The following is a 26,703-nucleotide window of genomic DNA, read 5'->3' on the forward strand; positions in this document are numbered from 1 at the left end:
TTGTTTTTAAGCTCGGCATACAGCAGGAAATCTAGACATATATATTTGTAACCTAGTGGTGGCAAGGAGTGCACCATAATTTAGGTAGAGAAAAAAGGGGAGGGAAGCGGGATGAATATTTTACTTTGCTGTGCAGCGGGAATGTCTTCCAGTTTGATTGTTACAAAGATGGAGAAAGCAGCAGAGACAAGAGGGATAGAAGTAACAATCTGGGCAGTATCAGGTTCTGAAGTGAATAGTCATATTGATAAAGCTGATGTCCTTTTACTTGGACCGCAAGTACGTTATTTATTACCGAAAATGAAAGAATTATGTAAGGATAAAGGGATACCTGTTGATGTCATTCAATCTGTTCATTACGGACTTTGTAATGGAGAAGCTATCTTGCAAGCAGCTTTGTCAATGAAACCATGAGGAGAGTGGGATAGATGATACGGTTTTTAGAGAAGTATGTGATGCCGGTAGCAGGGAAGGTTGCAGAGCAGAGGCATTTACAAGCAATTCGAGATGGAATTATTTTAACGATGCCTTTCTTAATTATTGGATCGTTTTTCCTCATTATTAGTGCACTGCCGATACCCGGATATAACGAGTTTATGGCAGGTTTGTTTGGTGAGAATTGGCAGAGAGCTTTAGGGTATCCAGTTAGTGCAACTTTTAATATAATGGCTTTAATAGCTGTTTTTGGAATCGCTTACAGGTTTGGAGAGTATTATAAAGTGGATGCTTTAGCATCCGGGGCATTGTCGCTTGTGACGTTTTTACTTGCGACGCCATTTCAAGTTGCATATATTATACCAAGTACAAAAGAAAGTGTACTTGTAGAAGGCGCTATCCCAGCTGCATTAATGGGAAGCCAAGGGTTATTTGTAGCAATGATTATTGCACTTATATCTACTGAACTGTATCGATTTATTGTACAAAAAAAGATAATTATAAAGATGCCAGAGACAGTTCCACCAGCTGTCACGCGTTCATTTGCGGCACTTGTTCCAGGATTTATTGTTGTAACAGTTATTTGGATTTTACGCTTAATTATAGAAAATACTTCTTTTGGCAGTATCCATAATATTGTAGGACAAATTTTACAGGAACCACTTAGTGTACTTGGTGCTAGTCTTTGGGGCGCAATAATAGCAGTTATTCTCGTTCATGTTCTTTGGTCGTGTGGAATTCATGGTGCTACTATTGTTGGTGGTGTAATGAGCCCCGTTTGGTTGTCGTTAATGGATCAAAACCGAGTCGCTTTTCAAGCTGGGCAAGATGTACCAAATACGATTACGGCACAGTTTTTTGACTTATGGATTTATATGGGCGGTTCTGGTGCAACGCTTGCTCTAGTTGTCGGAATGTTACTATTTGCACGAAGTCAACAATTAAAAAGTTTAGGGAGATTGTCAATTGCACCTGGTATATTTAATATTAATGAGATGGTAACTTTTGGTATGCCGATTGTAATGAACCCACTTTTACTAATTCCATTCATATTAGTTCCAGTTGTGTTAACAATTGTTTCTTACTTTGCAATGGAATGGGGATGGGTCGCACGTCCGAGTGGGGCCGCTGTACCTTGGACGACACCTATTCTTTTTAGTGGATATTTAGGATCGGGCGGGAAAATTTCAGGTGTTATTTTGCAACTTGTTAACTTTGCGCTAGCATTCTTCATTTATTTACCGTTCTTAAAAATATGGGATAAACAAAAACTGGCGGAAGAAAAGGGGGAGTAAAGAACTAAAATGGATACGATAGAGACGAAAGCTTTTCATTTAATCTTGCATGGGGGAAACGCGAGAAGTTGTTCAATGGAAGCCATTGATTGTGCGAAGCGTGGGGAGTTTACAGAAGCTGAAGCTAAATTACAAGAAGCACTAGAGGAATTAAAAGAGGCGCACCGTGTACAAACGGAGCTTATCCAGAAAGAAGCTGGTGGCGAAAAGACCGAAGTTACTCTTTTAATGGTACACGCGCAAGATCATTTAATGAATGCAATTACGGTGAAAGAATTAGCGAGTGAGTTTGTAGAGTTATATAGGAAGATGTCGGTGGATGAATGAACCTTGCTTATGCAAGGTTTTTTTATCTCGAATTAACGGGCAGTAAAACACCCACTAATTAAAATTTCATTTTATGTATGTGCCTGTACCATCAGCGAAATGTTCATCCCACTGATGGTATTTTACAATCCTCCTTTTTTCGGATGAGTAAGAGTTATAATTAATCGGCAGTAACAATTTCTCCTATACCACGAATTAATCTTTTTATATGCATCCGCTCCGGTTTTAATATATTTACGATATAATCAATCGATATTTGTGGTTCAACGGTTGTACCGCAAGTATAACAGTCAATAGCTGCAAAATTTTGTTCCGGGTAAGTGTGAATGGAAAGATGGCTTTCTGATAATAACACTAATACAGTAACACCATATGGCTGGAACTCTTTTTTACTTACGTTTAAAACATGGGCACCAGAGTAATCTGCAGCTGTAACTAGATGATATTCTAAAAATTGCATATCATCTAATAGGGAAAAGTCCACTCCCCACAAATCTACTATTATATGCTTGCCAAAAGTAGAATATTCCATAGGGTAGCACTCCTTATTATAATATTGTCAAAACTTCATTTCCTGTTTGTAGCATTGATGTAAGATAAGATTTGATTCTGAATTTAAAAGAGCGAGGTTACGTTGTTCTAAATGTTCTTCTTTAAATTGAAATAAAGGAAAAAGAAGAGCAGGCAATGTTCGAGGAGTTGGTACTACATATAATTGTTCAATTTGATCGAGTACATGTGCAGAATTAGTAGCAAGATGAAATCCCCAGTCAGTTCCGAAAGAAGGAACGATTGTATGATAACTCTTCACAGTTAATCCAGCGTGTTCAATTGTATTACCGATACTCCAATATACTAGAGGTGCATCAGCAGGTGAATTAGATTGACAGACGAAAGCACCATCTTCTGTTAAGAATGTAGCTATACGAGCAAATAGTTCGCTTGTATATAAAGTACTTAATAATTCTGTCGCTGGGTCTGGAAAATCAATAATGATTACATCGTATAAAGATGAAGGTGAATTTAGAAATTCTTTTGCATCGCATACGTGCACGTTCACACGATTATCAAAAAAAGCATTTTTGTTTAAAGATACTATTTCTGGAACATTACGTGCCATATTAATCATTGCCTCGTCTAAATCAACAAGGTCTACATGTAGCACAGTTTCATATTTCAAAACTTCTCGTAAGGCAAGGCCATCGCCACCACCTAATATGAGAACACGTTTTGGATCAATTACTTTTGCCATAATCGGATGTACAAGTGCTTCATGATAAATTTGCTCATCAACGGAACTGAATTGTAGTTGCTTGTCCAAGTATAAGCGAACATCGTTTACTTGGACTAAATTAATATTTTGATAATTACTCTTTTCTTCAAATAGGCTCGTATGTTCACCAGCTTGTATTTCCTTTAGAGAAATTTCATCCCACACATCTAAGCTGTGTGAATCTGTAGGTACTATAGTTACATTTTCCGATTGTACTTGCTTATCTTGCTTATTCTGCTCATCCTGTTTGTCCTGTTTGTCTTGTTTGTCTTGTATATCATGCTTGTCCTGCTGTTCTAGTTCAAATTTGTCAGAGTCTAATTCAGAACGCTTGTCTTTTTTATAGCTTGTTATTCTATAAATCTTTATTTTGCTTTTTTTTCTATGTTTTGGCATAGGAATCCCCTTTCGAATTGTGTTATTTTATTCTATTTTATTTTATGTAATCTAGTAGAGTTTGCTTGGACAATAGAATAGATAGAAGACTGAGCCCAAGAAAATGTTGTTTTTTACTAGATTCCTACGATAAAAAAGTTTTTTTAGTGTTTTTTCATATTAAACACAACTAGACAACTAAACACTAATCTATTTTCATACAGTTATGTGTTAAAAGCGTGTTGTTTTATAACACACTGTGTGTTTTTTGGACGACACACTAATTGAAAGCGTTAACACACAAAGAAAATAGTCGAAAAAGTGCTGATTTTAGTGCTTTTAAAAAGTTGGCACGCTAATTGCATTAATAAATAGCGTAAAGAAAAATAAATAAAACATAAATTTTTTATACTACACAAGGGGGATTTTCAAATGAATATTTTATTATGTTGCTCAGCAGGGATGTCTACAAGTTTACTAGTTACAAAAATGGAAGCGGCTGCAAAAGCTCGCGGTTTAGAAGGCAAGATTTGGGCTGTATCTGGGGATGCAGTAAAAACGAATATCGATCAAGCAGATGTATTATTACTAGGACCACAAGTTCGTTACATGCTTTCTTCAATGAAAACGCTTGCTGATGAGAGAAACGTTGGAATCGACGTTATCAATCCAATGCACTACGGCATGATGAATGGAGAAGCAGTTTTAGATCACGCATTAACACTTAAAAAATAATTAGGGGGGAAGCGAAATGCAAAAGTTTATTGCATTCATGGAGAAATATATTGTTCCTGTCGCTGGTAAAATCGGGTCGCAACGTCATTTAGCTGCGATCCGTGACGGATTTATCGCAGTTATGCCACTTATTTTAGTTGGTGCACTGGCATCACTAATTAATGGTTTTCCATCTGAGGCTTTCCAAGATTTCATGAAAGGTTTGTTTGGTGAAACGTGGAAACAAGTTGGCGGTGGAATGTGGACTGGTTCTTTCGCGATTCTAGCACTAATCATAGCATTTACAACAAGTTATAACTTAGCAAAATCTTACGGCGTTGATGGTTTGTCAGCAGGTATTATTTCATTTGGTGCGTTAATTATTCTTACGCCAACAACACCGAAAGAAGGCGGATTGAACTTAGCTTGGACAGGTGCACAAGGGTTATTCGTAGCAATTATTGTAGCACTCCTTGTTACTGAAGTATTCCGTTTCTTCGTACAAAGAAACATTACTTTTAAAATGCCTGATGGAGTACCACCAGCAGTTTTAAGATCTTTCGCAGCTATAGTTCCAGCATTTGTTATCTTAACAGTAGTTGCAGGTATTCAATTAGCAGTGAAGTTAGCTGGTACAAGTGTTCATGAATTTATCTTTAATACGATTCAATCACCACTGCAAAGTTTAGCAGGGACATTACCAAGTGCAATTGTCATTGTACTCCTTGTTCATCTTCTTTGGTTCTTCGGTTTACATGGTCCAAATATCGTTGGTGGTATTATTGAGCCGTTATACTTACCAGCATTAGAGAAAAATATGAAGTTATTCCAAGGTGGCACATCTGCATTTGATGTTCCAAATATTGTTACAAAACCATTCTTTGATACTTTCGTATATCTTGGTGGTTCTGGTGCAACATTAGCGTTCTTAGTAGTTGTATTACTTGTAGCAAAAAGTGCACAATTACGCGGTGTATCTCGTTTATCAATTGGTCCTGGTGCATTTAACATTAACGAACCAGTAATCTTTGGTACACCAATTATTTTAAATCCAGTTTTATTCTTGCCGTTTATCATAACACCAATTGTATTAGTAATTACTTCTTATACAGCTATATCTATTGGTTGGGTACCAAAAACAGTTGCAATGATTCCATGGGCAACACCACCAATTATTAGTGGTTATCTTGTAACAGGTGGACATCTTTCAGGTGCAATTCTACAGTTATTCAACTTTGTAATTGCGATGGTAATCTACTATCCATTCGTTGTATTATGCGACCGTTCTGTTGTTCGTACTGAAAAAGCAGCAGCACAAGGAAATAATAATTCTGTACCTATGTAACATAGTAATTGTTCTCACAGACAACATAATCTGTGAGAACAATTACCTTTATATCATGTTCAAAAAGATGAAAAACATCTATATGAACACTAAACTATCATTAATAAATTCATACTTTAATAGACATGTTCAAACTGAAGGGGTATTTAAATCGGTTGAACCTTATAGAGAGGGCGGTAATTATGATGACTACAGCAGAACAAATTCCATTCCAATTGATTTTAAATAGTGGTAACGCACGAAGCTTTGCGATGGAGGCACTTCAATTTGCCAAACAGGGGAAAATGGCAGAAGCAGATGAAGCGATGGTAAAGGCAAAAGAAGCGATTAATGAAGCGCATCATTTCCAAACAGAGCTCATACAATCAGAAGCAAGAGGAGAAAAAACAGAGGTTAGTGTTCTTTTAATTCACGCACAAGATCATTTAATGAATGCGATTACAGTGAAAGAATTAGCAGCAGAGTTTATCGATCTTTATAAAAAGCTTGAAGCGAAAGGGGAATAAAGCATGACTGGAATTAAAATTGCTACAATCGGCGGTGGATCTAGTTATACACCAGAGTTAATTGAAGGATTTATTAAGCGTTATGATGAGCTTCCTGTTCGTGAAATTTGGTTAGTAGATATTGAGGCAGGAAAAGAAAAGTTAGAAATCGTTGGTAACTTAGCGAAACGTATGGTGAAAAAATCAGGCTTACCAATCGAGGTACATTTAACACTTGATCGCCGTGAGGCATTAAAAGATGCTGACTTCGTAACAACACAACTTCGCGTTGGTTTATTAGAAGCACGTGCAAAAGATGAAGCAATTCCGTTAAAGTATGATGTAATCGGTCAGGAAACGAATGGTCCTGGTGGTTTATTCAAAGCATTGAGAACGATTCCTGTTATTTTAGATATTTGTAAGGATATGGAGGAGCTCTGTCCAAATGCATGGTTAATTAACTTTGCAAATCCAGCTGGTATGGTAACAGAGGCTGTCCTTCGTTATACAAATATTCAAAGAGTAGTTGGTCTATGTAACGTTCCAATCGGAATTCGTATGGGTCTTGCAAGATTACTTGAAGTAGATGCAAGTCGTGTTCACGTTGATTTCGCAGGTTTAAATCATATGGTATACGGACTAGATGTATACTTAGATGGCGTAAGTGTAATGGACCGTGTGTTAGAGCTTGTGACAGATCCAGAAAAACAAATTACGATGGAAAATATCGCAGCGCTTAACTGGGAGCCAGACTTTATTCGCGGACTTCGTGCGATTCCATGTCCATACCATCGTTATTACTACAAAACACGTGAAATGTTAGAAGAAGAGAAAGAAGCTTCTGTTGAAAAAGGTACACGTGCAGAAGTAGTAAAACAATTAGAAAATGATTTATTTGAGTTATATAAAGACCCGAACTTAGATATTAAACCACCACAATTAGAAAAACGTGGCGGAGCTTATTATAGTGATGCAGCATGTAGCTTAATTACGTCTATTTACAATAATAAAGGTGATATCCAGCCTGTTAATACACGAAACAACGGAACAATTGCAAGCTTACCACATGATTCAGCTGTTGAAGTGAACTGTATTATTACGAAAGAAGGCCCAAAACCAATTGCAGTTGGAGACCTTCCAGTACCAGTTCGCGGTTTAGTACAACAAATTAAATCATTCGAGCGCACAACAATTGAAGCTGCTGTTACAGGGGATTATCATAAGGCGCTGCTTGCTATGACAATCAATCCACTTGTACCATCAGATAAAGTTGCAAAACAAATTTTAGATGAAATGTTGGAAGCACATAAAGAGTATCTTCCACAGTTCTTTAAAAAGGTAGAGAAGTAAAAGCGGCGCTATTTAGCCCGCTTTTTTTATTCTATTAGGAGGTATTATGATGATTAAGTTAATTGTAAATGCAGATGATTTCGGTCTTACAGAAGGTACAAATTACGGCATTATTGATGGGCATATAAATGGACTTGTAAATTCAACGACGATGATGATGAATATGCCAGGAACAGAGCATGCGGTACGCTTAGCGAAAGAGTATAACCTACTCGGAGTAGGCGTACATCTCGTATTAACGGCAGGAGAACCACTGTTAAAGGATGTACCGTCACTCGTAGGGGAAAACGGATCGTTTCATAAACAAAGTGTTGTAAGGGAAGGGAATATAAATCCAGAAGAAGTTGAGAGAGAATGGACTGCTCAAATTGAGAAGTTTTTATCTTACGGATTAACACCAACTCATTTAGATAGTCATCATCATGTGCATGGTTTACCGATTTTACATGATGTTCTTGAGAGATTAGCGGCTAAATATAATGTTCCGATTCGTCGTTGTGAGGAAGATAGAGCGGTGCATCCATTTTCTGATGTGTTTTACAGTGACTTTTATGCGGATGGTGTGACGGAAGATTACTTTGTGAAGTTAAAAGAAAGAGTACAAGGTGAACAAACGGTAGAAATTATGGTTCATCCAGCTTATATTGATCCAGAGCTTGTGAAGCGTTCTTCTTACGTAATGGATCGTGTGAAGGAATTGCGTATTTTAACAGAGAGTGAGTTGCCAGAAGGCATAGAGCTTGTGAAGTTTTAATAGAAAAAACGACGGCTACATCATGCCGTCGTTTTTTCTATTTATAAAATGGACAGAATATATCCGCCAAAGGCTCCCAGTATAACGATAACCCAAGGTGGTGTTTTCCAAAAAGCTAGTAAGCAAAAAAGAAGCGAAGCGAAAACGAAATCTGAAGCATTTATAACTGTACTCGTCCAAATAGGATCATAAAAAGCGGCAATTAAAATACCAACAACTGCGGCGTTAACACCAAGTAGTGCGCCTTGTATGAATGATATTTTTCTCACACTGTTCCAAAATGGTAAAACACCAATAACGAGTAAGAAAGCAGGGAGGAAAATCGCAATTGTTGCGAGTATTGCCCCAAGTGTCCCGTTTAACACTGCTCCTATATACGAGGCGAATGTAAATAGTGGTCCTGGTACTGCTTGTGTTAATCCGTATCCAGCTAGGAACTGTTCTTTCGTCATCATTCCGTTTTGTACGAACTCACCTTCAAGAAGGGGCAGCACGACGTGTCCTCCTCCAAATACAAGTGCGCCAGAGCGATAGAAACTATCAAATAAAGCGATGTAATAAGAAAACGGTCTTAATATCGGTAGCAGTAGTAAGAGTCCAAAGAATAAGACGAGACAAGAAACTGCTATCTTTTTTGAAATAGGTACTTTTATATTTTGAGATTGGCTAATTGGTTGGTTGCGATATAAAAACCAACCGATAAAGCCACATATTATAATAAGGATGACTTGTGTCCAACTACTTGGCCATAATAAGGCAATTGCGGCAGTTACAATCGCAATCGTCGCACGGTTGCGATCTGGAGTTAACTTTCGCGCCATTCCCCATATGGCATGAGCGACAATAGCTACTGCTACAAGTTTTAGTCCATGAATCCAGCCAGCACTTCCAAGATCGAACTGATTAAGGAATGAGGCGAAGAAAACTAAAATAAGGACAGACGGTAAAGTGAATCCAATCCATGAAATAATAGCTCCTAATAGTCCGCCTCTTAATAATCCAACCCCCATACCGACTTGACTGCTGGCAGGACCAGGAAGGAATTGACATAGCGCTACTAAATCTCCATAGCTTCGTTCATCCATCCATTTTCTTTTTTGCACGTATTCGTGGTGAAAATAGCCGAGATGAGCGACAGGACCGCCGAATGAAGTAAGTCCTAATTTAAATGAGACGAGAAAAATCTCTAATAATGTGTGAAAGATGTGTTTGTTTTTTTTCAAAATAACCTCCTATAATGTTTTTCTATGTGCATTATACAAGAGACTTTCAATCTACAGGAACGATTTTAATGTAAAGATTTTGTGAATCTTTTCTTTGTAATTAAAATTGAAAAAGTCATAAATGATTATGTCTAAACCATAAAGTAGTAGAAGTAGTGCTGGGAAATTTATATAAGGAGAATGCCTTATGACAACACATTTCTTTGCCAGGTTAACAGGTAAGAGGGAAGTGCCTCCTGTAAATACAGAAGCTTTTGGGGTAGCAGAGTTTATTTTTAGTGATGATTTAACGAAATTGCATTACAGAGTAATACTAAAAAATATAGAAAAGGTTACATCGTGTCAAATTCATTTAGGGAAGTCTACTCAAATTGGTCCTGTTGTTTTATATTTGTATGGTCCACTGGAGCAAGGGATTAGTTTGAACGAGGGAAGTATTACTGGTGTAGTGAATGTAGAGGATTTTGAGGGACCTTTACAAGGGAAATCATTTGTACATTTACTTCAAGAAATTATTCAAGCAAATGTATATGTTAATGTTCATACGAAATCACAAAAAAGAGGAGAAATAAGAGGGCGAGTTAGAAAAGTAAAGAAGTAGAGGAAAAGGCTGTCCATATGTTGGAACAGCCTTTTCTCATTATATAAGGTGCTAGTTTTAGCGATTATTGTCGGTAAATCGATATGTTTTGAAAATCGCCGATATAACTCACGTTACGGTCGATATTTTTAAAAACGGCCTCAATTAATTTTTAACAGGCTGATTTTTAATAAAGAAGTCCATAACGTAAAATACTTCGTCATCAGGTATTTGTATTTCAAATGTATTTTCAATCGGTTGCAATGCTTTTTTTACTTTCATATACATCCAGTATTCATCTTGTCTTCTTTTCTCTTTATCAGGGTGAGGAAGAAGGCTTTCTCCTTTTTGAAGACGGTCAACCATACAGCTCATATGCAGAATAACCCCCATTAAGCTATCAGGAGTTAGCTGTAAGGAAATTAATTCTTGAATTGTATTTAATGCGTAACGAATTGTTTTAATAAGTAATGCCCCATCGTTACGCTGCATTTGTTGTTCAAGAATATCCGCCATTTTTGCATATGTTTCTTCATACGTAATTAATTCTTGAATGGGCTGAATCGCTGTGTAGTTTACGATGTCTTGGAAATGATATGTTAAGCACGGCACTTGCACATCGAAATTCGTGACGATACAAATGATATTACGCTCTTTTTTTATGTTCTCGATCATTTTCGTTAAATCTTTTTCATGGACGATACTAATCGGAATAATTTCAATTAAGTCTTTATCAAATCGTAAATAGTTCTCTAACATTTTTTGAATAGCTAAAGCACTTCCTTCACCAGTTAAACAAGCTGTTAAAATAACAGATTTCATTGGAGAGAGAGGTTTTTTCTTTTCTTCTTGTACGTTTAAGTAAAACGGTGTTAAATTTTTTACTGTTTCATACAGTGCATCTAATGAATAACCGAGCTGAGCTTTTCGAGCTGCTTCTAGTGCATGTGGTGTGCTCGTCATCGAGAGAACACGTACAGGGATTTTGAACTCCGTTTCTAATATGTCACCGATATAAGCAAGTGACCCCATATCGACAAGTAAGAGAAGCCCATTTACATTTTGTAGTGTTTTCATATACACTTTCACACGTTCCAAGAAATCTTTCGGTGATTCGTGTAACGGCATATCAATACCGGTTACTTCCTCAATACCGAGAAGTTCGTTTGCAACGTTTGCCATTTCAGTTGCGATGCCATTACCGTGTGCTAATATTAATACTTTTACTTCTGTTTGTGAGGCAGGAATTGGATCAACAACGAAGAACATTGTTAAAAAGCCAGCTTCATCAATAGGCATTGTTATTTGTAATTCTTCCTCCAGTAGTTGAATGCATTGCATAGCTACGGAAAAAGCTTCTTTATATTTCGTACGAATTTGATTTAATTGTGGGTGATGTATTTGTTTTCCGCTTTGTAAACGTTGTAGAGTTGTCTGTACATGTAAACTTAAAGCGAGAAATACTTTTTCATCAAACGTCTTAGATAAATGCTTTTCAGCAAGTTCCGCTATTTTTTCACATACGGAAACGATATTACGATCCACAATTTTAAAAACATTTTCATGGCTTGTTTTTTTGGATATTTGGTTAAAATATTGTACGAAAAAGCTTTGAACATCATTTTCTATTAGTAATTCTAATTCTTCCTCTTCAATACCACGTGCTTGAAGTTCTTCGTATTTATAGTCAATATAATCGTAAATAGAAGAGCGTTTTTCATCTTCTGTTTTATGATTACTCCAACCTTCCTCACTTGTAAATACAAATGTTTCATTTGGTATTTGGTATAAGTGACGGCTCTTCCTTTCAATGAACAACCCTTCTTTCATATACCAAGGTAAATCTGTACTTGAAACATAGACAGAATCACGTTTCTTTGTGACCAAATCAGAATAGGCTTTCGCACAGGCAATTTGAACATCTGTTTTTAATTGACCGATGTTATTGGGACAATTGTAAAAGACGAAAGCACGCATTGCATTTGGACTAACGTGAATGTCTTTTCGCAGACGAATTGCTTCATTTGTGAAAAATAGCTGTAGTAAAGCAAAGCGCTCTTTATGTGTACGCTCACGAAGTGGTGGCAGCGTAACAGTCATCGGTATACGTCTTGTAAATGTTTTTAATAAAAATGAATTTGGTTCTTCTGTTGTTGCAGTAATGATTAATACTTGTGCTTTACGTTCGTTCTCTGTTTCTCCAAGGCGGCGGTATACTCCGCGGTCAATAAAGGTGAAAAGCATTTCTTGTCCCTCTGGAGGCAGGCGATGTACTTCATCTAAGAAAAGAATTCCTTCATGTGCTTTTTCAATTAACCCTTTTTGATCACTTGCTCCTGTATAAGCTCCTTTTTTAATCCCAAATAATTGCCCGAGTAGTAACTGTGGATTATTTGCATAATCAGCACAGTTAAAGACGATAAATGGTGCATCTTTGGGAAGCTGTTCAACTTCAATTGCATATTCGTGCATTAAAGAAGCAAACATAGACTTTCCGACCCCTGTTTCTCCCAGTAGTAAAGTATGCATACCGTTTGGAGGATAGAGAATAGAAGCTTTCGCTTTTTCAATTGCAATTTTAAGGCTCGTATTTTCAATTGCAAATGTATCCAATGAAGTTATGTCTTTTGAATGCGTTTCCAACGAAGTGTTCGTTTCTATGTAAAAACGAACAGGTCGCGTATTTGTTTTTAATAAACGTTTATCTTTTACAAGTTTGTTTAAATCGCTACTTACATTGGCGCGATCTAGTTGCAGAAATGTAGCGAGTTCTGATGCGGTTACACCTTCTGTATAATTGCCTTTTTGTATTGCGTTAAAAATGAGATCTATTCGTTTCATTTCTATTCACCTCGAAACTTCATCACTATTTAAAATTTTACACAAAAATGGGAAGGGTGGGAAGAGAAAAATAAAACAGCTTTAGCACATAGGCACTAAAGCTGTTACAATCTTGTGTCTTTCCAAAAATTTACCTTGAGATGAGAAGAAGGATTATAGGGAAGAAGTTTGTATCCTTGTGACTGTAAGTAATCAATTACTTTTGGCAGTATTTGTACAGTTACACTCGAATCATGCATTAAAATGACTTCGACTTGTTCATCACTTTGATTACGTACTCTTTCGAGTATGGCAGAAGGATTGTCATAGCTTTTCCAGTCGTATGTATCGATCGTCCAATCCCACATTTTATACTGGGCCGATACAAGTGCGTCACGGTAATTCTTTTTTAAGTAGGGCATACTACCATATGGAACGCGAACGAGATGTGTATTTAATTTCGTAACTTGCTGGACAATGCTTTGTGTTTGCTCCATTTCTGCAATTAAAGTGGAAGGGTCACCAGTGTAAAGGCGTTTTACATCGTGTGACATACTGTGAAGTCCGATATAATGTCCGTCTTTAATTAATCGTTGCATTGTCTTTTTATAATGTGGTACTTTTCCACCAATAACAAAGAAAGTTGCTTTTCCGTTCTTTTCTTTTAAGATGTTTAAAATTTGTGTAGTATATTTGTTTGGCCCGTCATCAAATGTTAAGTACGCAATTTTTTGTGTAGGAGAAGTTGTTTCAGTATTTGGATGATATTCAGCAGGAATAACAGTTGTTGCTTCAGTATTAGGTGATACGTACATAGTAATCGTTAAAAATAAAATAATACATTGAAATACTCGCTTGATCATAACATTCACCCTCAGTTTGACAATCAAGATGTAAAAAAGAAAACTTGATACTTTTCTTATTATGTATATCTTTCTCCAATAGAGGAACTCTCAAACAATCTATATTTTGGAAATATAAAATGAGAATAAAAAATAGCATCCTCTTATAAGAAAGAGGATGCTATTTGAATATTTCATAATTGAAAAGGCTATACTACAATTAGTCTTCGCGTTTTTTCACTTTTTTATAAAAGGAAATGATTGGTTTGTAGCGTTCATGTACAAGCCCGATTATTTCAGCGATGATTTCTGTGAAGAAAATCAAAGCGAAAAGAAGAATAATGGATAGCCATAACGTTGCACTAGTGAAAATAATGGCATTTACACTAAAGAAAATACCGAATGCGTATATAATTAGTACCGTTTTGCGATGAGAGAATCCCATTGCAAGTAAGCGGTGATGTAAATGCGATTTATCTGGTGCTGAAATAGGTTTTTTATTTACGATACGACGGATGATTGCAAATATCGTATCAAATATAGGTACACCTAAAATAATAATTGGAACGATAAAACTGAATAGCGTTACACTTTTGTATAATCCAAGTAACGATATAACAGAAATACAGTATCCTAAAAATAGTGCTCCTGTATCTCCCATGAAAATTTTTGCTGGATGGAAGTTGTAGAATAAAAATCCAATTGTACTTGCTAATATAATTAATGCGAGTGGCAAGATAATAGCTGTTCCAGTACCCCATGGGCTAGTGAAGGCCATATATGCTAGCGTTGCAAGTACGATAGATGAAATCCCAGCAGATAATCCATCTAAGCCGTCAATTAAGTTGATTGCATTTGTAATACCTACAAGCCAAAATACTGTAATTGGATAAGCAAGCCATCCAAGTTCAGTATCCCCAAGGAATGGGATATATAATACTTGCACTAATAATCCACTTTTTACAATCATAATGGCAACTAACAGTTGTCCACCGAATTTTACTCTCGCAGATAACTCGTACATATCATCTAAAATTCCGATGATTACAATGATAATCGCACCTAGCGTTATCGATAACATTCTTTGCTCATATAAGCCGCCGACAACAAATCCTACAGCTACACCAATAAATATTGCTAACCCGCCAAGACGTGGCATAATCTTTTGGTGCACTTTACGTGCGTTTGGCTTATCTGTCGCTCCTATTTTAAAAGCTAATTTAATAACTAAAGGAGTAACGACGAGTACAGTGATGAAAGATGCCAAAATGGCATAAATCACTTGTGAGTCCATTAATACCCCACCCTTTATAGTCTAACGTAATTTTTTTTTTGAAAATATATTTATCTGAAAATTATGATGTTTATTTACAGGCTCATAACATATGGTATCACAAAAAGATTAGAATTCAATCTTTTTTTCTTTTTACGGTTAATGGAAGCGAATAGAATATATGACAATTGTATATAGAATGTTGAATCATATGAGAAGGTTAATCGTACTGGACTTCGGAATGTGACATTTCCTCTTTTTCTTCGATAGTGAATACTTTTATTTCAGTATTATAAGTGTTGCACGTAGAAATGAGTAAGTTTCGTGTTAAAATGTGGGAATTTATTACGCGTGACCTGGCAGCCTGATTCTCACTGATTAAGTTTTACTTTATAGTGCATTTAATTTTACAAAAACTTTAAAAAAAGTAAGGGAAGTAATTCATATAATGAAGAAGGAAAAGGGTTTTCTCATTTTTAATATGAGAGGGGGAAGCGCAGGGAGAGTTCTATATTTCATATCTTTTCTATTGTGAATTCCTGTGCGAAAAGGAAATGAAAATTACGATAGTAGGTACTGGATATGTTGGATTGATTACAGGAGTAGGATTGGCAAAATTAGGGCATTCAGTTACATGTTTTGATATAGATGATGAAAAAATTGAACGGATAAAACAAGGGGATTTACCTATTTATGAGGTTAGATTACATGAATTAATAAATTATGCATATGAGAATAATGCTTTAACTTTTACATCAAATAAAGAAGAGGCATTTGATGATGTAGAGTTTATATTTATTGCAGTTGGAACACCACCTTTATTAGATGGGACGGCAGATTTAACGTATATTCAGAGTGCTTGTAACGATATTGGATTATATGCGACGAACGATATTATTGTTGTTACGAAAAGTACAGTTCCAGTAGGTACAAATGATGTAATGAAGGGATGGATTGAGGAGAAGTTAAAAGGGAGGCATACAGTACATATCGTATCGAATCCAGAGTTTTTGCGTGAAGGTTCAGGTATTTATGATTTCTTTCATGGAGATCGTATTGTAATTGGAGCGGATAGTGAGGAAGTAGCAAGAAGAGTAGAGAGTTTGTATAGTGAATTATGTTTAGAGACGTATGTTACAGATATTAAAAGTGCAGAGATGATTAAATACGCGTCGAATGCCTTTTTAGCTACAAAGATTAGTTTCATTAATGAAATTTCAAATATATGTGAGAAGGTAGGCGCGAATGTATTGGATGTTGCCAAAGGGATGGGAATGGATAAGAGAATTGGTGCATCTTTTTTAAATGCGGGCATTGGCTACGGAGGATCGTGTTTTCCGAAAGATACGAAAGCGCTGGTGCAAATTGCGGGAAATGTTGCTCATGATTTTCGTTTGTTAAAAGCGGTTATTGAAGTAAATAATAAGCAACAGCTGCTATTGATTGAAAAAGCGAAAAAAGTTATGAATATGAATAAAAAGCGGATTGCAGTTCTTGGCGCATCCTTTAAACCGAATACGGATGATATTAGAGAGGCATCATCTCTTATTATAATAGAAGCATTACTTAATATAGGTGCAGATATTGTTCTTTACGACCCAAAAGCAATTCAATATGTGAAAAATATATTTGGAGATGCTATACAATATAGTAGATGTATAGATGAATCGATTAGAGATGCGAGTGCGGTTTTTATCGTAACAGAATGGGAAGATATTCAAGCTTATCCGTTAGGAAAGTACGTACAACTTATGAGGGAGCCTATTTTATTTGATGGGAGAAATTGTTATACTGATGAAGATGTTAAGAAACAAAAGATAGATTATTACTCGGTGGGAAGAAAAAGTATTTGTAATAGAAAAGTTTCTGTTATGCGTTAAAAAGGGATGTACTCATGTATATTTTTATATGTCATAATAGAAGCTGTAATTAGTGAAAGAAAAGAGGCAATCACATGACTGAACGTTTAAAAGTAATGACAATTTTCGGGACACGTCCAGAAGCAATTAAAATGGCACCTCTTGTATTAGAGTTGCAAAAACACCCAGAAAAAATTGAATCGATTGTGACTGTAACAGCACAGCATCGCCAAATGTTAGATCAAGTATTAAGTATCTTTGGAATTACGCCAGATTTCGATTTAAATATCATGAAAGACCGCCAAACTTTAATTGATGTTACAACGCGTGGTTTAGAAGGTTTGGATAAAGTAATGAAAGAAGCGAAGCCGGATATTGTACTTGTACATGGTGATACAACAACAACATTTATTGCAAGCTTAGCTGCTTTTTATAATCAAATTCCAGTAGGTCATGTTGAGGCGGGCCTTCGTACGTGGGATAAGTATTCTCCATACCCAGAAGAGATGAATCGTCAATTAACAGGTGTAATGGCGGATCTTCATTTCTCACCAACAGCAAAATCAGCAACGAACTTACAGAAGGAAAATAAAGATGAGTCACGTATTTTCATTACAGGAAATACAGCGATTGACGCGCTACAAACGACTGTAAAAGAAACATATAGTCATCCTGTACTAGAGAAACTTGGGAATGATCGTCTTGTACTTATGACAGCTCACCGTCGTGAAAACTTAGGTGAACCGATGCGTAATATGTTCCGTGCAATTAAGCGTCTTGTTGATAAGCATGAAGATGTACAAGTTGTGTACCCTGTTCATATGAACCCTGTTGTTCGTGAAATAGCAAATGAAATTTTAGGTGAACATAACCGTATTCATTTAATTGAGCCGCTAGATGTAATTGATTTCCACAATGTTGCAGCTCGTTCATACTTAATGTTAACGGATTCTGGTGGTGTACAAGAAGAAGCTCCATCACTTGGGGTACCAGTTCTTGTTCTTCGTGATACAACAGAGCGCCCTGAAGGTATTGAAGCAGGTACGCTGAAATTAGCAGGAACAGACGAAGAGACGATCTTTGGTCTTGCTGATGAGTTGTTATCAGATAAAGAAGCCCATGATAAGATGGCGAAAGCATCTAACCCTTATGGTGATGGTCGTGCATCAGAGCGTATTGTAGAAGCGATTTTACAACACTTTAATAAGTAAATAAAAAAAGGCCCAATCGGATAGATTGGGCCTTTTTTTACGGCTGATTGCGCATAATCCACTCTGCATGAGCATTTGTAGAAGGTGGCGGATCAGTTGGTGTGTTATTTTGGTTTGTCTCTTTTTTTGTTTGTTCGTTAGAGGTAGAACTTGAATTTGAATCAGGATTTGAGTTGTTTTTTGTAGTTGTTTTTTTTGCTTTTTCTCCTAATTCTTTTTCAATTTCGTTACGCACCGTTTCTACACTGATTGGATCTGGAAGGAAGTAATAAATACCGCCTATCTTTTTGTCTTCGCCTTCAAGCTTTAACGTTTGCATTGTAGAAGGATCAAATCCAGAAAGTTTATTGTAAAGAGCAAGTCCGTCTGAAATAGGAATGTCGGTTTTTATATATTTTCCAACGACAGCTGTTAAATCTTTAATTTTAAATACAGTAGAGGTGGAGTTTAGTTTATGAGCAACAGCGGCCAGTAATTGTCTTTGTCTAGCAGCTCGACCATAATCGCCATTTGGATCTTGCTTTCGCATACGGACGTAAGCAAGTGCTTCTTCACCGTTTAAGTTTTGCTGTCCTTGCTTAAATTGAATTTTTTTGTAGTAATCCACGTCAGAGCGCTCCCAGAAATCGAAGGGTACGTCAACGGTAACGCCGCCAACAGCATTAACGATACCTTTAAAGCCTTGGAAATCAATTTTCAGATAATGGTCTACAGGAACTTTTAGAAAGCCTTCGACAGTTTTGATTGCCATTTCTTCTCCGCCGTAAGCATGGGCAGCGTTAATTTTGTCTTCCTTATTTTTGCCAACAATTTTAACTCGAGAATCACGAGGAATACTCATAAGTGAAATCTTTTGCGTTTTTGGATTGACTGTTGCAAACATTAATGAGTCTGTACGACCATTTTGACCATCTGTCGCATAATCTTCTATACCCATAATGAGAATTGTAAAAGGTTCTTTTGTAATTTCTACATCTTTGTTTCTTAAATCTGATTTTTCACGAGTAAAACCACTATACATCCCCATAAGAGAAGAGTAAGAATTTAACACATAAACTCCTATGCTGCCAAATAAAAATGCGAAAATAAGGAAGAAGAAAAGTTTCCTTCTTCGCTTCTTTTTTATTCTGCTATTTTGGAGATGATAATAACGTTCTTCCATATATAATCTCCTTAGTTCGTTAGTTCATTTGTAGGGAAGTAATTCACTACATTAATCTTTGAAGGTGATAAATGGGTTATGCTTAGATAACATCTTGTTCTAAGTACAACATATCTCCTTCTGTAATTGTACATTTCCCGTTTGTTAATTCAATCATCCAATCTGTAAATGCTTGTTTGCCGTCTTCTTCTACATACGTATCAAATGTGACATTTTCTAGATAATGAATATCTTTAATGGCATATTTTGAATTGCGTAATTCATTTTCCACTTTGCCAAGTAATGTGTAATCAATCTCGGTTTGCATCACACGCATTAGTTTTCGCTGGACAACACCGACATGATTAATGCCTTCGCTTGTACACTTTCCATATGCACGAATTAATCCACCTGCGCCAAGTTTAATGCCACCAAAATAGCGTGTTACGACAACAACGGTATCTTTTAGTCCACGTTTTTTTAGTACTTCCAGCATTGGTACGCCAGCTGTACCGCTAGGCTCACCGTCATCATTTGCTTTTTGAATATGATCTTGTTCGCCAATTAAATAAGCGGAACAATTATGTGTTGCATTCCAATGTTGTTTTTTTATTTTTTGTATAAATTCTTGAGCCTCTTCCTCAGTTGTTGCTCGGCTAATATAACAAATAAATCTTGATTTTTGAATGACGATTTCGTGTTCGCCGTAGTCTTTGATTGTTAAATATTGTAATAGCACTTGTGTACGCCCCTATCTATCAAAATGACTAGTACTTTCCATTTTAAAAGCGAGCCTTTTTATATTCAAACATTTTTTCTAAATATGCTGAAGTTTTTGGTGAGTATTTTATCTTTTTGTTGTAATTTGTCGAGATGGTAGGTATAATTTCAACCGGCATTTTCATGTATGGATGCACCATTTGTAGTTTTCGTGTAAAATTAGGAAATAAAACTTTTTATAAGGCAGGTACGAAAATGAAAATAGCTATTGTTACTGATAGTACGGCATATATACCGAAGCAAATTCGTGATGAACTCAATATATATATGATTCCATTAAACGTTGTGTTTGGAACAGAATCTTATCAAGAAGAAGCTGAAATTTCAGCAGATGATTTTTATGTGAAAGTACGTGAACAAGAGGAACTTCCAAAAACTTCTCAACCAGCAATCGGAAAGTTTGTTGAGCTATATGAAGAACTAGCTAAAGATTATGATGCAGTTATTAGTATTCACCTATCAAGTGGAATTAGTGGTACATATCAAACATCAACGACAGCTGGACAGATGGTAGAGGGTATTGATGTATACACGTATGACTCTGAAATTAGTTGTGAAGTACAAGGATTTTATGTGCGTGAAGGTGCAAAGTTAGCAAGTGAAGGAAAGAACCCAAAAGAAATTATCGCTCGTTTTGATGAAATGAAGAAAACGATGGACGCCTATTTTGTAGTTGATGATTTACATCATTTACAGCGTGGTGGTCGATTGAATAGCGCGCAAGCTTTCATCGGCAGTCTGTTACAAGTGAAGCCAGTTTTATATTTTAGAGATAAAATCATTATTCCGTTTGAAAAGATTCGTACACGTAAAAAAGCATTAAAACGTATCATTGAAATTTTTGATGAACAAGCAAGTAAAGGTGTACCTATGGAAGCAGTTATCATTCATGCGCAACGTGAAGAGGAAGCGAATGAATGGAAGAAAGAATTAGAAGCAAAATATCCTCACGTCACAATTCGTACAGGTTATTTTGGAGCTGTAATTGGTACACACTTAGGTGAAGGTGCATTAGGTCTTGGATGGTATACGAAGTAATAAAGATATAAAAAGCTCTCTTTTTAAGAGGGTTTTTTTACGGGTATGTTACGTTTAGTTGACAAGTTAATATTTGGAAATGGTAAAATGTACGTAAAATAAAATAATGAGGAAAGTTTTATAACTTACTTTTTACAAGAAACTATATTATAATAGAAGAGAGGTGAAACATATGGAGCATAATTCTTGTTTATGTCCAAAGTTTGAGTCAGCTTTTACTCTGCTTAGTAAGAAGTGGACTGGCTTAATTATTAAATCTTTGCTTGAAGAGTCGAAACGTTTTAGAGAAATCGCAGATATTATCCCAAATATGAGCGATCGTATGTTGTCAGAGCGTTTAAAGGAATTGGAAAGCGAGGGCATTGTAGTTCGTAATGTCTATCCAGAAGTACCAGTTCGAATCGAGTATGGCTTAACTGACAAGGGAAAAGCGTTAGAAAGTGTTATGGATGAGGTCCAAAATTGGGCTGAGAAATGGATGAAGTAGTATTTCATTTGTATTCGTATATTTAATAAAACGTAAGGGATTCCTTACGTTTTTTCTTTGTTTATAGAAGTGAGAAAAGTATATAAATTTCTACACATACATACAAAAATATACGCATTTTGCGCTAGAGCTACATATAATATTACATTTGTTTTACAAAAACGTAACATTAGCAAAAAAAATCCCGAATTATGGTATAAATTTTATAGGTTATATACGGAAAAAGAAAAAAGAAAGCGGTGTAAAAAATAAAATGAAAAAGCTAAAAATGGCATCTTGTGCATTAGTTGCAGGATTAATGTTTTCTGGGCTAACACCAAATGTATTTGCAGAAGATAAAATTTCTGACGTGAAATCACAAATTAACACACAAAATGACACTTTACATAAACAACAACAAGAACGTGATGAATTACAAAAGCAAATGAATGACTTAAACAAAACAATTCAAGGTTTAGATAAATCTGTTCAAGAGAATGCTGCAAAGCTTGATGAAACAATGAAAAAAGTTTCTGATACTGAGCAATTAATTGAAAAGAAAAATAAAGATATTGCAGAATTACAAACAAAGATTGCAAAACGTGAAGAGCTATTAAGAAAGCGTTTAGTTGCACTTCAAGAACAACCAAATACGAACGTTGTAACAGAAGTTCTTGTAAACTCTAAAAACGTTGCAGATTTAGTTGATCGTTTAACTTCTGTTTCTAAAATTCTTGAGTCTGATGAAGATATCATGAAAACACAACAAGAAGACCAAGCTAGTGTGAAAAAAGATGTTGCAACGGTAAAAGAGAAACAAAAAGAATTAAAAGAAGCACAAGCTCAAATTGAAACTGCTAAGAAAGAACTTGACGCTGAAAAAGAGAAAAAAGCAACAGCAGTAAACGATTTAAGCGGTAAAATGGATACGGTTGTAACTTCAATGACAAGTACGGAAGGTCAATTGAAAGAGCTTGAGAAACAAGCACTGCAATTACAACGCATTGCAGAAGAAGAAGCACAAGCAAAAGCTGCACAAGAAGCTGCTGCTCAAAAACAAGCAGAGCAAGCTGCTAAAGCTGCGCAAGCTCAGCCAGCACAAGCACCTGCAGAGCAAGCTGCACCAGCAAACAATGGTGGACAAGCTCAAAAAGAAGAGCCTAAAAAAGAAGAACCAAAAAAAGAAGAGCCTAAGAAAGAAGCACCTAAACAAGAAGAGAAAAAGGCAGCTCCAAATGTGGGTGGCGTAATTGGTAAAGCACAAAGCTACTTAGGTTTACCATATGTTTGGGGAAGTGCATCCCCATCAAACGGTGGTTTTGATTGTAGTGGATTCATTTCTTACATCTTTGGTGTAGGTCGTCAAGACGTTAGGGGTTACTGGAACTCAGTTTCTAAAGTAGATAGCCCACAACCAGGAGACTTAGTATTCTTCCAAGGTACTTATAAAGCAGGTCCATCTCACATTGGTATTTATGTTGGTAATGGCCAAATGATTCATGCTAGTGATAAAGGAATTGCGTACGGTGATATTAACAGTTCGTATAACCAAAAACATTTCTTAGGATACGGTCGATTCTAGGATTTATAAAAGAATAAAAAACGTGTATAAAGTCGATAGCTTACTATTTTATAAGTAGGTTATCGGCTTTTTTGAGTTTTTACGAGATGATGAGAAAGGTTTATAGTAGTGCTGGAGGTGATTGTTGATGGTAGCGGGGAAACAGTTGCTATTAGAAGAACTTTCTTCAGATTTACAGAGGAAATTAAACGATTTGAAAAAGAAGGGAGAGATCGTATGTGTACAAGGTGTAAAAAAGAAGAATTCTAAATATATGTGCCAACGCTGTGGAAATGTAGATCGGCGGCTATTTGCGTCGTTTTTATGTAAAAGGTGCAGTAAAGTGTGCACATATTGCCGGAAGTGTATAACGATGGGGAGAGTAAGTGAATGTACTGTACTTGTTCGCGGGATTGCTGAAAGAAAGAGAGAAAAGAATTCAAATTTGTTACAGTGGAACGGGACGTTGTCTACTGGCCAGAATTTGGCGGCGCAAGGAGTTATAGAGGCTATTAAGCAAAAAGAATCATTTTTTATTTGGGCTGTATGCGGGGCTGGGAAAACAGAGATGTTGTTTTACGGTATTAACGAAGCGCTTCAAAAAGGAGAAAGAGTTTGTATCGCAACGCCAAGAACGGATGTTGTTTTGGAATTAGCACCGAGATTACAAGAAGTATTTCCATATATAAAGGTAGTGGCTTTATATGGAGGGAGTGTAGATAAAGAAAAAGATGCAGTATTAGTCGTTGCGACCACGCATCAATTATTACGTTATTATAGGGCGTTTCATGTCATAGTTGTAGATGAGATAGATGCTTTTCCATATTGTGCAGATCAAATGTTACAGTACGCGGTAAAACAAGCGATGAAAGAAAAAGCGGCGCGTATTTATTTAACTGCGACTCCAGATGAAACGTGGAAGCGAAAATTTAGAAAAGGTGAACAAAAAGGTGTTATTGTTTCTGGACGATATCACCGTCATCCGTTGCCAGTTCCTCTATTTTGCTGGTGCGGAAATTGGAAGAAAAGCCTCAACCGTGAAAGAATTCCTCGAGTTTTACTACAATGGTTAAAGATGCACTTAAACAAAAAGTATCCTGTTTTTTTATTCGTTCCCCATGTACGATATATAGAAGAAATAAGCTCGTTATTGAAATCATTGCATAATAAAGTTGAAGGGGTACATGCAGAAGATCCGATGAGAAAAGAGAAAGTCGCAGCGTTCAGAAAGGGAGAAATCCCATTATTAGTTACAACGACAATTTTAGAGCGAGGCGTAACGGTGAAAAATTTGCAAGTTGCAGTTTTAGGGGCGGAAGAAGAAATATTTTCAGAAAGTGCGCTCGTACAAATTGCGGGCCGAGCAGGGCGGAGCTTTGAAGCACCGTATGGAGAGGTCATTTATTTTCACTATGGCAAGACAAAGGCGATGGTGCGCGCGAAAAAACATATTCAAGGTATGAATAAAAATGCGAAAGAACAAGGATTGATCGATTAATGCATTGTTTACTTTGTGATGAGTGTTTTGTAGAAAAGGTTAGTTGGTACACTTTTTTTGTAAAGTGTCATAGAAAATATATATGTGATAGATGTGAGCAGAAACTTTCCTATATTATAGGAGAAATTTGCATGGAGTGCGGGCGACCTTTAGAATTTGTTCCTGCCTCATTTCAAGAAGACGGTATTTGTATAGATTGTATAAGGTGGATGAAAGAGGAGAAGTATCGTTCTTTTAAAAACCGTTCGTTATATATGTATGATGATGAGATGAAAGAAATAGTAGCGCAGTTTAAGTTTCGGGGGGATGCAGAGTTAGTGCACATTTTTTATCGTCCTTTTCGAAGTTTATTTCAAAAGTGTTTTGCCAATGTTTCAACTGTTATCGCTGTTCCGCTTAGTAAGGAAAGGGAAGTTGAACGTGGTTTTAATCAAGCTGAGTTATTAGCAACTTGTTTGCCTGTCAAAATTTCTTATCCATCATTAAGAAGAAGGGAAACAGAAAAGCAAAGTAAGAAGACACGTAAAGAAAGGGTGTCAGGAAGCAATCCTTTTTATTTTCAGGGAGAAGAGATGTTTTCTGGGCAACATATTTTACTCGTTGATGACGTGTATACGACAGGGATTACGGTCAGGCAAATCGGAAGTTTGTTATATGAAAGAGGGGCAAGGGAAGTATCTAGTTTGACACTTTGTAGAAGTTAATATGGCAGTGTCGAAAGGGATAAGAAAAAGGCGATAAGTCTTCTTTGACTTCATATGTTGTCATTCGTTATAGTCAAAATATGGGGCGAATACCCTGATTTTTAGAGTGAAGGGAATGGAATGAACATGCAAGGAAGAGTGAAATGGTTCAATGCAGAAAAGGGATTTGGGTTTATTGAGCGTGAAGATGGTGACGATGTATTTGTCCATTTTTCTGCTATTCAACAAGATGGGTATAAGTCATTGGAAGAAGGGCAACAAGTAGAGTTTGACATTGTAGATGGAGCACGTGGACCACAAGCAGCTAATGTTGTGAAACTGTAGGGTATATTGTTTTGGGAAGAGAAAGCTGCGTTTGTGGCAACGTTATATATATGTAGTAGAACCTCTTGTTTTTCGCAAGGGGTTTTTGTTATAGGGTAAGTTGTCAAAAAGTTGTTTCTTTTCTGTAACGAATTGTCCACAGAAATATTCGTTATTCACGATGTTAATAGGATAAAATAAAGATAGAAACGATGCATCTTTTCATTTCAACAAAAAACGATAAAAAAATCGCAATTCCACTAATTTTTTTAAAAAAGTTAGAAGGAGTTTTTAAGCCAATGTCGAAATTATAGTACATAGGCTTGAAAGGAGGAATTCATCTATGAAATTCAACATTCGTGGTGAAAATATTGAAGTAACTCCAGCATTAAAGGAATATGTAGAGAAAAAACTAAGTAAGTTAGAGCGTTATTTTGATACATTCCCAGAGATTAAAGTTAATTTAAAAGTATACTCTGACAAGCAACGTGTCGAGGTAACAATTCCATTTACTGATTTATTACTTCGTGCAGAAGAAACTAATAGCGATATGTACGCTGCTATCGATTTAGTAGTTGATAAAATTGAGCGACAAATTCGTAAACATAAAACAAAAGTAAATCGTAAGTTACGTGAGAAAGGTTCTATAAAAACGAACTTTATCCTTCCAGAAGCAGTAGCTGTTTTGGATGAGGTAGAAGAAGATGAATTAGAACTTGTACGTACAAAACGATTCGATTTAAAGCCGATGGACGTTGAAGAGGCAATCCTACAAATGGATATGCTAGGACATAATTTCTTCGTCTTCACAAATGCTGATACAAACGAAACTAATGTTGTATATGGCCGTAAAGATGGGAAATACGGTTTAATCGAAACTAAATAATAATTCGAAAGCGCAGCCAAATGAGGCTGCGCTTTTTTTGCTGAAAATAGATTTTTAAAAAACTTTTCTTAATTTAGAACGAGACAATCGGCCGATTGTTGTCATAGTTATAAGACAAGTGTTACAATTATCATTAGGTATATACATTTTAGTTTTTTTAATTAG

At 36.2% G+C, this 26,703-nt stretch carries 26 protein-coding genes; 18 read left to right on the plus strand and 8 right to left on the minus strand.

Going from position 1 to position 26,703, the window contains the following annotated elements; translation table 11 throughout:
- Window positions 1–111: 111 nt before the first annotated feature.
- Genes MKY38_RS23760 through MKY38_RS23770 form a run of 3 tightly spaced genes read left to right on the plus strand, consistent with a single transcriptional unit; the run spans window position 112 to window position 2,057 of the window.
- Window positions 112–414 carry a PTS sugar transporter subunit IIB gene (locus tag MKY38_RS23760; RefSeq protein WP_001023557.1) on the plus strand — a complete coding sequence of 101 codons (303 nt, stop codon included), beginning with the start codon at window positions 112–114 and terminating at the stop codon, window positions 412–414.
- Between the two features lie 14 nt (window positions 415–428).
- The gene (gene celB / locus MKY38_RS23765; RefSeq protein ID WP_341049897.1) at window positions 429–1,730 is read left to right on the plus strand and encodes a PTS cellobiose transporter subunit IIC; all 1,302 of its coding nucleotides are present in this window, start codon (window positions 429–431) and stop codon (window positions 1,728–1,730) included.
- Between the two features lie 9 nt (window positions 1,731–1,739).
- Window positions 1,740–2,057 (plus strand): PTS lactose/cellobiose transporter subunit IIA, encoded by a 318-nt coding sequence (locus MKY38_RS23770; protein WP_000379645.1) that lies wholly within the window; start codon window positions 1,740–1,742, stop codon window positions 2,055–2,057.
- A 160-nt stretch (window positions 2,058–2,217) separates the two neighbouring features.
- On the opposite strand, the gene speD is transcribed toward MKY38_RS23770, so the two are convergent.
- Together speD and MKY38_RS23780 are read right to left on the minus strand one after the other, a co-directional pair.
- Window positions 2,218–2,589, minus strand: a complete 372-nt coding sequence (gene speD / locus MKY38_RS23775) for an adenosylmethionine decarboxylase (RefSeq protein ID WP_000456823.1) — start codon at window positions 2,587–2,589, stop codon at window positions 2,218–2,220.
- 27 nt (window positions 2,590–2,616) lie between these two features.
- Window positions 2,617–3,726, minus strand: coding sequence for a polyamine aminopropyltransferase (locus MKY38_RS23780; RefSeq protein ID WP_061113758.1), 1,110 nt, complete (start codon window positions 3,724–3,726; stop codon window positions 2,617–2,619).
- A 411-nt stretch (window positions 3,727–4,137) separates the two neighbouring features.
- On the opposite strand from MKY38_RS23780, the gene MKY38_RS23785 reads away from it, so the two are divergent.
- From MKY38_RS23785 to chbG, 5 genes are all read left to right on the plus strand, one after another.
- Complete coding sequence (locus tag MKY38_RS23785) at window positions 4,138–4,440, plus strand: PTS sugar transporter subunit IIB (protein WP_001023569.1); 303 nt, start codon at window positions 4,138–4,140, stop codon at window positions 4,438–4,440.
- 16 nt (window positions 4,441–4,456) lie between these two features.
- Complete coding sequence (celB, locus tag MKY38_RS23790; protein WP_001168822.1) at window positions 4,457–5,764, plus strand: PTS cellobiose transporter subunit IIC; 1,308 nt, start codon at window positions 4,457–4,459, stop codon at window positions 5,762–5,764.
- A 182-nt stretch (window positions 5,765–5,946) separates the two neighbouring features.
- On the plus strand, window positions 5,947–6,270 hold the full coding sequence (locus tag MKY38_RS23795; protein WP_000989055.1) for a PTS lactose/cellobiose transporter subunit IIA: 324 nt from the start codon (window positions 5,947–5,949) through the stop codon (window positions 6,268–6,270).
- A 3-nt stretch (window positions 6,271–6,273) separates the two neighbouring features.
- Entirely contained in the window at window positions 6,274–7,599 is a 1,326-nt protein-coding gene (gene celF, locus MKY38_RS23800) for a 6-phospho-beta-glucosidase (protein ID WP_000145762.1), read from the plus strand.
- Between the two features lie 49 nt (window positions 7,600–7,648).
- Entirely contained in the window at window positions 7,649–8,353 is a 705-nt protein-coding gene (chbG, locus tag MKY38_RS23805) for a chitin disaccharide deacetylase (protein WP_000593496.1), read from the plus strand.
- Between the two features lie 41 nt (window positions 8,354–8,394).
- Here the strand turns inward: chbG and MKY38_RS23810 are convergent, their stop codons facing one another.
- The gene (locus tag MKY38_RS23810) at window positions 8,395–9,576 is read right to left on the minus strand and encodes a chromate transporter (protein ID WP_086412810.1); all 1,182 of its coding nucleotides are present in this window, start codon (window positions 9,574–9,576) and stop codon (window positions 8,395–8,397) included.
- Between the two features lie 187 nt (window positions 9,577–9,763).
- Between MKY38_RS23810 and exsM the strand changes: the two genes are divergently transcribed.
- Window positions 9,764–10,177, plus strand: a complete 414-nt coding sequence (gene exsM / locus MKY38_RS23815) for an exosporium regulatory protein ExsM (RefSeq protein ID WP_000207046.1) — start codon at window positions 9,764–9,766, stop codon at window positions 10,175–10,177.
- Between the two features lie 144 nt (window positions 10,178–10,321).
- Here exsM and MKY38_RS23820 read toward each other — a convergent pair whose 3' ends face one another.
- The 3 genes from MKY38_RS23820 to MKY38_RS23830 form a co-directional block, all read right to left on the minus strand.
- Window positions 10,322–12,997: a PRD domain-containing protein gene (locus MKY38_RS23820; protein ID WP_063246346.1), complete on the minus strand. Its 2,676-nt coding sequence runs from the start codon at window positions 12,995–12,997 to the stop codon at window positions 10,322–10,324.
- 104 nt (window positions 12,998–13,101) lie between these two features.
- Window positions 13,102–13,839, minus strand: coding sequence for a polysaccharide deacetylase family protein (locus MKY38_RS23825; RefSeq protein ID WP_078384768.1), 738 nt, complete (start codon window positions 13,837–13,839; stop codon window positions 13,102–13,104).
- 199 nt (window positions 13,840–14,038) lie between these two features.
- Window positions 14,039–15,112 carry a glycosyltransferase family 4 protein gene (locus MKY38_RS23830; protein WP_000378319.1) on the minus strand — a complete coding sequence of 358 codons (1,074 nt, stop codon included), beginning with the start codon at window positions 15,110–15,112 and terminating at the stop codon, window positions 14,039–14,041.
- A 533-nt stretch (window positions 15,113–15,645) separates the two neighbouring features.
- Here MKY38_RS23830 and MKY38_RS23835 point away from each other — a divergent pair.
- Together MKY38_RS23835 and wecB are read left to right on the plus strand one after the other, a co-directional pair.
- Complete coding sequence (locus tag MKY38_RS23835; RefSeq protein ID WP_000704933.1) at window positions 15,646–16,971, plus strand: UDP-glucose dehydrogenase family protein; 1,326 nt, start codon at window positions 15,646–15,648, stop codon at window positions 16,969–16,971.
- A 74-nt stretch (window positions 16,972–17,045) separates the two neighbouring features.
- Complete coding sequence (gene wecB / locus MKY38_RS23840) at window positions 17,046–18,161, plus strand: non-hydrolyzing UDP-N-acetylglucosamine 2-epimerase (RefSeq protein ID WP_000140145.1); 1,116 nt, start codon at window positions 17,046–17,048, stop codon at window positions 18,159–18,161.
- A gap of 37 nt (window positions 18,162–18,198) precedes the next feature.
- Here wecB and MKY38_RS23845 read toward each other — a convergent pair whose 3' ends face one another.
- Together MKY38_RS23845 and MKY38_RS23850 are read right to left on the minus strand one after the other, a co-directional pair.
- Complete coding sequence (locus MKY38_RS23845) at window positions 18,199–19,323, minus strand: LCP family protein (protein WP_341049908.1); 1,125 nt, start codon at window positions 19,321–19,323, stop codon at window positions 18,199–18,201.
- Window positions 19,324–19,405: 82 nt separating this feature from the next.
- Window positions 19,406–20,041, minus strand: coding sequence for a YigZ family protein (locus MKY38_RS23850; RefSeq protein ID WP_000926669.1), 636 nt, complete (start codon window positions 20,039–20,041; stop codon window positions 19,406–19,408).
- Between the two features lie 236 nt (window positions 20,042–20,277).
- Between MKY38_RS23850 and MKY38_RS23855 the strand changes: the two genes are divergently transcribed.
- The 7 genes from MKY38_RS23855 to hpf all read left to right on the plus strand — a co-directional run bounded on the left by MKY38_RS23855 (window position 20,278) and on the right by hpf (window position 26,538).
- Window positions 20,278–21,120 (plus strand): DegV family protein, encoded by an 843-nt coding sequence (locus tag MKY38_RS23855; RefSeq protein ID WP_000684725.1) that lies wholly within the window; start codon window positions 20,278–20,280, stop codon window positions 21,118–21,120.
- A 172-nt stretch (window positions 21,121–21,292) separates the two neighbouring features.
- Window positions 21,293–21,607, plus strand: a complete 315-nt coding sequence (locus MKY38_RS23860) for a winged helix-turn-helix transcriptional regulator (RefSeq protein ID WP_000400857.1) — start codon at window positions 21,293–21,295, stop codon at window positions 21,605–21,607.
- A 148-nt stretch (window positions 21,608–21,755) separates the two neighbouring features.
- The gene (locus MKY38_RS23865; protein WP_044306533.1) at window positions 21,756–23,168 is read left to right on the plus strand and encodes a C40 family peptidase; all 1,413 of its coding nucleotides are present in this window, start codon (window positions 21,756–21,758) and stop codon (window positions 23,166–23,168) included.
- Window positions 23,169–23,295: 127 nt separating this feature from the next.
- Entirely contained in the window at window positions 23,296–24,645 is a 1,350-nt protein-coding gene (gene comFA, locus MKY38_RS23870; RefSeq protein ID WP_000225361.1) for an ATP-dependent helicase ComFA, read from the plus strand.
- Entirely contained in the window at window positions 24,645–25,349 is a 705-nt protein-coding gene (locus MKY38_RS23875; protein ID WP_033666421.1) for a ComF family protein, read from the plus strand. Before comFA ends, MKY38_RS23875 begins: the two co-directional genes overlap by 1 nt.
- 126 nt (window positions 25,350–25,475) lie before the next feature.
- Window positions 25,476–25,673 carry a cold shock protein CspC gene (cspC, locus tag MKY38_RS23880; protein WP_001990088.1) on the plus strand — a complete coding sequence of 66 codons (198 nt, stop codon included), beginning with the start codon at window positions 25,476–25,478 and terminating at the stop codon, window positions 25,671–25,673.
- Between the two features lie 322 nt (window positions 25,674–25,995).
- Window positions 25,996–26,538 (plus strand): ribosome hibernation-promoting factor, HPF/YfiA family, encoded by a 543-nt coding sequence (hpf, locus tag MKY38_RS23885; RefSeq protein ID WP_000671185.1) that lies wholly within the window; start codon window positions 25,996–25,998, stop codon window positions 26,536–26,538.
- Window positions 26,539–26,703 lie beyond the last annotated feature (165 nt).

Source organism: Bacillus sp. FSL R5-0585, assembly GCF_038004545.1.
GTDB classification, from domain to species: domain Bacteria; phylum Bacillota; class Bacilli; order Bacillales; family Bacillaceae_G; genus Bacillus_A; species Bacillus_A cereus.